Annotated in this window: 6 protein-coding genes and 1 rRNA gene; all 7 read left to right on the top strand. The window is 53.8% G+C overall.

Annotated features, from left to right (window positions below; translation table 11 throughout):
* Positions 1-10: 10 nt before the first annotated feature.
* The 7 genes from rrf to PSELUDRAFT_RS19070 all read left to right on the top strand — a co-directional run bounded on the left by rrf (position 11) and on the right by PSELUDRAFT_RS19070 (position 6,801).
* Positions 11-123 (top strand): 5S ribosomal RNA (rrf, locus tag PSELUDRAFT_RS19100).
* Between the two features lie 484 nt (positions 124-607).
* Entirely contained in the window at positions 608-1,021 is a 414-nt protein-coding gene (locus tag PSELUDRAFT_RS19095) for a type IV pilin protein (protein ID WP_088968326.1), read from the top strand.
* Between the two features lie 2 nt (positions 1,022-1,023).
* Complete coding sequence (locus PSELUDRAFT_RS19090; protein ID WP_088968325.1) at positions 1,024-1,485, top strand: GspH/FimT family pseudopilin; 462 nt, start codon at positions 1,024-1,026, stop codon at positions 1,483-1,485.
* A gap of 1 nt (position 1,486) precedes the next feature.
* Positions 1,487-2,083 (top strand): type IV pilus modification protein PilV, encoded by a 597-nt coding sequence (gene pilV, locus PSELUDRAFT_RS19085; protein ID WP_157725184.1) that lies wholly within the window; start codon positions 1,487-1,489, stop codon positions 2,081-2,083.
* Positions 2,047-3,150, top strand: a complete 1,104-nt coding sequence (locus tag PSELUDRAFT_RS19080) for a PilW family protein (protein ID WP_088968323.1) — start codon at positions 2,047-2,049, stop codon at positions 3,148-3,150. Before pilV ends, PSELUDRAFT_RS19080 begins: the two co-directional genes overlap by 37 nt.
* A gap of 26 nt (positions 3,151-3,176) precedes the next feature.
* A complete protein-coding gene (locus PSELUDRAFT_RS19075; RefSeq protein WP_088968322.1) occupies positions 3,177-3,611 on the top strand; it encodes a hypothetical protein in 435 nt (144 codons plus the stop codon).
* Between the two features lie 28 nt (positions 3,612-3,639).
* The gene (locus tag PSELUDRAFT_RS19070; protein WP_088968321.1) at positions 3,640-6,801 is read left to right on the top strand and encodes a pilus assembly protein; all 3,162 of its coding nucleotides are present in this window, start codon (positions 3,640-3,642) and stop codon (positions 6,799-6,801) included.
* Positions 6,802-7,021 lie beyond the last annotated feature (220 nt).

The raw sequence follows: 7,021 nt of genomic DNA, 5'->3' as shown, positions 1-7,021 counted from the left end.
ACAGTTTATGTCTGGTGGCCATAGCGAGGTGGTCCCACGCCTTCCCATTCCGAACAGGACCGTGAAACGCCTCAGCGCCGATGATAGTGCGGATACCCGTGTGAAAGTAGGACACCGCCAGACTCCCCCACAGAAAGCCCAGCTTGAGAAATCAAGCTGGGCTTTGTGCTTTGCGGCGTGGGCCAGCTCCACCGCCCGCGCCCTCATCCCAGCCGACGACGCGACCACCCTTGCGGCCAACGTTGGCCGTAGATTCGCATCAGTCAAACAAAAAGCCCGCTGCTGCGGGCTTTGTGGTTTCTGCTGTCAAGTGGCGGCGGTCACCAACACCGCCCTTGCTCCCATCCCTTGCGGCCAACCTTTGGCCACCGTAGCAGGCGCGAAGTAATGCCCGCACCGTGCTTCTTGACACTCCCTCCCTGGCATGCGGCCAAGGTGCCGATCCGGCCGCCTGCATCACTTCCGATATCCATCATGTTGTGTACTGTCCACTGTTGGCTATATCCGCGACTGTGAAAGGCCTCGCCTGGTTTTCAGAAATTGTCATTCGCCGTGCGCCCCTGAGAGTAGACGTTATAATGAAAAATCGGCTCACAGGTGATGCTAGATGATTGATAGAAAACACATTTGTCATTTTCGACGTGGCTTCACGCTGATCGAATTAATGGTAGTGGTCGCAATTCTGGGCATTATTGCTGCGTTTGCGTATCCGTCATATGTTTCGTATGTCATCAAAACCAACCGTTCGGCGGCCGAGTCATTCATGACGGAAGTAGCGGCCAAACAGGAAGAGTATGTACTGGATGCGCGCAGCTATGCCGGTAGCACGGCATCCTTGGGGGTGACTGTGCCGACAGATGTGGCAAAGGTCTACAGTATTACAGTAACGGCGTTCAATGCTTCGAGTCCGCCTGCATATTCTGTTGTGGCTACTCCAGCCACCACGGGTATGCAAGCTACGGATGGGACGCTGACCCTGATGTCAAATGGTCAGAAGTTGCCTAGCAATAAGTGGAATTGATTATGGGCCATCCTACTCGTCAGCATGGTTTTACCCTGCTTGAGTTGATGATCGGTATTATTTTACTGGCTATTTTTGCCGCAATGGCGGTGCCCGCCTTTCAGGCATTCATCGCTCGTAACCGGGTGCGCTCCGCTTCCGAGCAGCTCCGTTCCGCATTGATTTTTACCCGTTCGGAAGCGGTAAAACGCAGCCAGACAATTACCCTGACATGTAATGCAGGCGGATGTCAGCAGGGGTGGATAATCGCAACGACTGCTTCACCCACATTGCAACTGGCGGTACAGAATACTTTTAATGACAACAACTTGACGGTGACCGGCGCGACGACTGCATCGGTAAACCGCAATGGCAGGGCTGCTGCGGCCACATCATTTACCGTGGCAAGAACCGATCAGGGCTCACAGCGCTGTGTTAAGTTGTATTTGTCCGGTTTGACCGATGTTGCCGATAGCGGGTGCTGATATGGTAGCCATTAACCGACAGCAAGCAGGGTTTACGTTAATAGAAGTGCTGGTGGCGCTGATTGTTTTTTTAATCGGCTTTCTGGGTGTTGCCTCGCTGAGTATGCGGGCGAACCAGGCAGAGTTTGAATCATATCAGCGTGCCCAGGCATTGGTATTGATTGACGATATTGCGCAGAAGCTTCGCGCTAATCAGGATGCTGCTTCCTGTTATTACTCGTATACCGCTAATGGTAGCAGCGGTACGGTGTCTTATCTGGGGGTGGGTTCCACTATTTCTGGCAGTTGTACTGCTTCCGGCAGTATTACTACCGATACCGCGGCCATGGCAACAGCAGATCTGCAGGACTGGGCTGGGCAGTTACAAGGGGCGGCGGTGAGTAATGCAAGTAGCTCTGTCGGTGCCATGATAGGAGCCAGGGGCTGTATTACGCAGGATACATCCGGGGTCCTGATCCAGGTTGCCTGGCAAGCGAAAACAGCGACAACGGCACCACCTGCCGCTTTGAGTTGTGGAGCGAATCTATATGGTAGTGAAACTTACCGCAGAGTGATGGCGCGATGGGTACAGACAGTCAATCTAACGCCAACTTATTGATGATGAAAAATCATACACAGTTTGGCTTTAGTATTGTCGAGATCATGATTTCCATGACTCTTGGCTTGCTGTTACTGACAGCGGTCGGTGCTTTTTATGTGGCGCATAGTCGCAATCAGCGCGAACTGGATAATCAGTTTGTGCAGATAGAAAATGGCCGCTATGCCATGGATGTATTATCCAAGTACGTGCAGATTGCCGGCTATTATGGGCGCTATACCTATATGGATGATTTTCCAGATGCTTCGGCTACCATGCCCAGCGCATGTGAAACCAATCCACAATATATGTATACCACCGCGAGCGGTACTAACGCCCTGGCTTTTGCAGTATTTGGTGCAGTATCGGCGACCATGTCCAGCGCTTTTACCTGTCTTCCCAGTGCCAATCTGTATTCCGATAACGATGCCTTTCTGGTGCGTGAAGTTGATCCGACGCCTATTGCTTCCGGTGCACTGGTAGCCAGAAATGTCTATTTACAAGGCGTAGCGCGTTTGAGAGATCCGGTGATTGCCACGGGTAGCAATGCAGCTTCGTTTAACTTGACCAATCTTGATGGCAGCGCCGGTGATATACAGCGTTTTCTGGCAAGGACGTTCTATATTGGGCGCTGCGTGGATACCAGCGGCACCACGTGTGTTTCTGGTAGTGATGCGCCGACATTGCGCATGCTGGAACTGGGTGATACCGGTGTTGCCACCGGTTATACCGACACGCCGCTGGTAGAAGGCATCGAGCGCATGGTCATCGAGTACGGGCTGGATATGGCCGGTAGTAACCATACTGTTACTAACGCTTCCGGCATCAACATCGTGGTGCAATACGATGGTGCGCCTGATACCTATACCCGCACGCCCAGCACCACGGACCAGTGGGCGAGGGTGGTAGCGCTGCGCATCACCCTGCTGGCGCGCTCCAATGTGATTACGGCAGGCTATACCGATAGCAATGTCTATACGCTGGCATCTGGTGTCACCTACACCCCGACGGGGAATGCGGCCAAGTACAAGCACAAGCTGTTTCGCAAGACCATTTACCTGAACAACGTCGGGGCTAGGAGGCGGTAGTGAATAGACGTAGCGCGGGTAACGTCTTGTTTATCACGCTGATGTTCCTGCTGATATCCACCATCCTGGTTACCCTGGGCATCCGCCTGGGCATGACCCATTTGCGCATTGTGTCGAACAGCCAGGCGCACGACGAGGCATTGAATGCAGGGCAACTGATACTTGATCAGTTGCTTAACCAGCCTGCGTCAGTAACTGCTGACCCGCTTGCCAACCCCAATGCCTTTCCGCAGACCTTCCAGGTGGACAGCAACAAGGATGGCAGCAACGATTTTACCGTGGTGGTTGCGCGGCCAAGCTGTGCCGGCTTTCGCGTGTTCGACAGCTCGTCCACCGGCTACCAGACCTACGCGGTGCAATGGGATCTGCAGGCAACGGTTACCGATAACCGTACCGGTACCCAGGTGGTAACGCATCAAGGTGTGCGGATGCTGACCAAGAACTCGAATAGTTGCTTCTAGCCCAGCGGGCGGGAGTGAGGAGCAAAACATGAAAAAGTGGCTGTTCGCATTAGTGCTGTGCATGCATGCGCTGCTCAGCTATGCCGACCTGGAAAACCAGGATATCGATGTTTTCATGAATAACCCTAATGTGGCGAGTCCTGCTGCCGCCCCAAATGTTTTGATTGTTCTGGATAATACCGCTAACTGGAATACGGCATTTAGCGCGGAAAAATCAGCTTTGATAAATCTATTTGGCTCCTTGTCATCTGGCGCTTTTAATGTAGGGCTGATGATGTTTACGGAAACGGGTAGCGGAAATGGTACGATAGATGGCGGTTATGTACGCTATGCTGTTCAGAATATGACCTCTGGCACTGGTGGCACAATTCCACAATTGTCTGGAATAGTCAACGGATTGGATGTTGGGAATGATAGAAGTAATGGCGGTAAATTATCACAGGCTATACGTGAAGCATATCTTTATTTCGCTGGCAATGCGGCTTATTCGGGGGTTAAATTAAAAACTGACCCCAAGGCATTTTTGACAAACACTACTAACTATAATAGTCCTTCTACGAATGCATGTCAGAAGAATTTTATTATTTATATCAGTAATGGTCCTGTAAGTGACAATACTAATGATAATGATAATTCTGGCGCTTATCTGAAACTTATTAATGGTAATAATACACCATCTACAATTGCGCTTAATCCAAATCACTATCAATATGACTGGGCGGATGAATGGTCTCGGTATATTCATGGCACCGACATAAATGGTAATATAGGTGGTACACAAAACATAACAACCTATACTATTGACATTCCTAGTAAGACCTCAGGTGGCAATTACCCTGATATGCAGGCCTTGCTACAAAGCATGGCTAACGTAGGTGGTGGCCGCTATATCAAGGTCGTGGACCCTACGAGCACTAGCGAGATCCAGAATGATCTGCAGGGTGTGTTTAACGAAATTCTTTCGGTTAATAGCGTATTTACCTCTGCCGCAGTAACAAACAGTGTCAACAACTACGGCACTACACTTAACCAGGTGTATGTAGGTATGTTCCGCACCGATGCGAACGATCTGCCGCGCTGGCATGGCAACCTGAAACAGTATCAGCTGGGTCTTGCTGGTAATAAATATGTGTACCTGGACCAGAATGGGCAGACGGTGGTGAACTCACTGGGGCAGGTTACCGATACCTCCACCAGCTTCTGGAGTACCAGTTCCACCTTCTGGAATGCTACCAGCTACCCTGACCAGCAGTCTCCGGGTGGCACCTCGGATATTCCGGATGGCTCGCTGACCATCAAGGGTGGTAATGCCGAGCATTTGCGCAACGATTATGCGAGCACTGACACGCGAAAGATTTATACCTGCGCGACCTGCTCCAGTGGCTTGACGCAATTCAATACGGCGAACACAACACTTACCGGTTTGCCATATACCTCGTTCGGGCTGACCTCCAGCTCTGATATCAACAACATGATCAACTGGGTACGTGGCCGCAATGTGAATTCCGATGATCCATCCGGTGGATCGACTACGGGTGTGCGCGGTTTCCTGCACGGCGATGTGGTGCACTCCAGCCCGCTGGCGATCAACTACAACCGCAGCGGCCAGCCGGCCAACCGCGACGTGGTGGTGTACTACGGTGGCAACGATGGCCTGCTGCATGCGGTGAAGGGCGGGGCCAACAATGCCGATGGCGGCGAGTTGTGGTCGTTCCTGCCGCAGGAGTTCTATTCCGGCCTGGGGCGGCTGTACTACAACACGCCCATCCTGTCGTCCAGCAACAAGAAGCCATATTTCTTTGATGGCCCGATCGGCAGCTACCTGCTGGATGCCGATGGCGACCGGCGCTACGACAATACCGGCAAGACCGACTCCACCAAGATGGACAAAGTGTATATCTACCCGACTGCGCGACGTGGCGGGCGGCTGATCTATGCCTTTGATGTGACCAATCCGGCGGCGGCTCCCAGCTATTTGTGGAGCCATACCAGTGCCGATACCGGTTTCAATGAGCTGGGGCAGACCTGGTCGCCACCCAAGGTGGTGAAGATTGCCGGCTATACCAACCCGGTACTGATTTTTGGTGCCGGCTACGATGCGGCAGCCGAGGATAGCGGCTCGGCAAGGTCCATGGGGCGCGGTATTTTCATTGTGGATGCCTTTACCGGCGCACTGGTATGGAAGGCAGTATCCGGCAATGTCTCCACCGACTGTACGACTAGCGGCAGCAACCCGACCTGTACCAAGGTAAGCGGCATGGACTACAGCATCCCCGGCGGCATTGCCACCGTGGACCGCGACCTGAACGGCTATGTGGAGCGGCTGTATGCCGGCGATACCGGCGGCAATGTCTGGCGGGTGGATCTGGGCACCGCCAAGTCCGGCTCGAATACGGTGCCGACTTTCAGCGTCAACAAGATCGCCACGCTGGGTGGTAGCGGCACCAGTGCCCGCAAGTTCATGTACGAGCCGGACGTGGTGTTTGGCGATACCGCGGACCGGGTGCAGCTGGGCTCCGGTGATCGTGAAAAACCGTTCAGTCTGGCGGTGCAGGACATGTTCTTTTCGATCAAGGACCCTGGCCTGACCACCAATGCCATTACTACCCCGTACACCTTGTCCAACCTGTACGATGCCACCGCGGATCTGGTGCAGTTGGGTAACAGCAGCCAACAGACGGCGGCAACGTCTTCGCTGGCATCTGCCAATGGCTGGTATATCAATCTGAACGGTGCGCTGACCAGCCGTGACCTGGGCTGCAGCCTGCTGGGCGGCGAGCGGGTATCCGGCAAGTCGGTAACCCTGAACGGTGTGCTGTACTTTGCCACCTTCATGCCCAACTACAGCTACACCTATAGCGGCAGTACCGGCTGTACTGCCACGGCAAGCTATAACAGCGGCAGCTGCACGCCGACACTGGGCGTGGCGCGTATCTATATCCTCAACTTTAGCAATGGCGCGCCATACAGCGATACCACCGACGGGGTTGCCGGCTGGGCGCTGACCGACCGCTACATCACTGCCGGCAGCGGCTTCCTGGGTGACCCCACCGTGGCGACCCAGGTGGATAGCAACGGCAATATCGTCGACGTGCCGTTGTTCGGCCTGATTTCCGACCCGGGCGGCTTCTCCGGCGGTATCGGCACCAAGATACGCTCCAAGGTGTACTGGTACGAAATTACCGACTGATCCGGCTGCCCCACCCGGTGGGGCAGTTTGCTGGGCACCTCGAAAACGTCTGCTTTCGTTGCGATACTGCGTTGCTCACGAAAAATCCCTGCTTACATATCAGCCATATGCCGCGTCGGGATTTTTCGCTCGCGCCTTGTCTTGCTTGGAAACCAGGCGTTTTTCGAGGCGCCCAGCTGTTGCAGCCTGGCGATAGTGGCTATGCACGCGTGGTGGCCGC

It is taken from the genome of Vogesella sp. LIG4 (assembly GCF_900090205.1).
In the GTDB taxonomy this organism is placed as follows: Bacteria; Pseudomonadota; Gammaproteobacteria; order Burkholderiales; family Chromobacteriaceae; genus Vogesella.
The sequence above is the reverse complement of the archived record's forward strand: the minus strand, read 5'-3'. Positions and strand labels throughout refer to the sequence as shown.

Excerpts from the sequence above, each read along its gene's own strand:
- PSELUDRAFT_RS19095 (WP_088968326.1), top strand. The coding sequence starts at position 608 with ATGATTGATAGAAAACACATTTGTCATTTTCGACGTGGCTTCACGCTG.
- PSELUDRAFT_RS19080 (WP_088968323.1), top strand. The coding sequence starts at position 2,047 with ATGGGTACAGACAGTCAATCTAACGCCAACTTATTGATGATGAAAAAT.
- PSELUDRAFT_RS19090 (WP_088968325.1), top strand. The coding sequence starts at position 1,024 with ATGGGCCATCCTACTCGTCAGCATGGTTTTACCCTGCTTGAGTTGATG.
- pilV (WP_157725184.1), top strand. The coding sequence starts at position 1,487 with ATGGTAGCCATTAACCGACAGCAAGCAGGGTTTACGTTAATAGAAGTG.
- PSELUDRAFT_RS19070 (WP_088968321.1), top strand. The coding sequence starts at position 3,640 with ATGAAAAAGTGGCTGTTCGCATTAGTGCTGTGCATGCATGCGCTGCTC.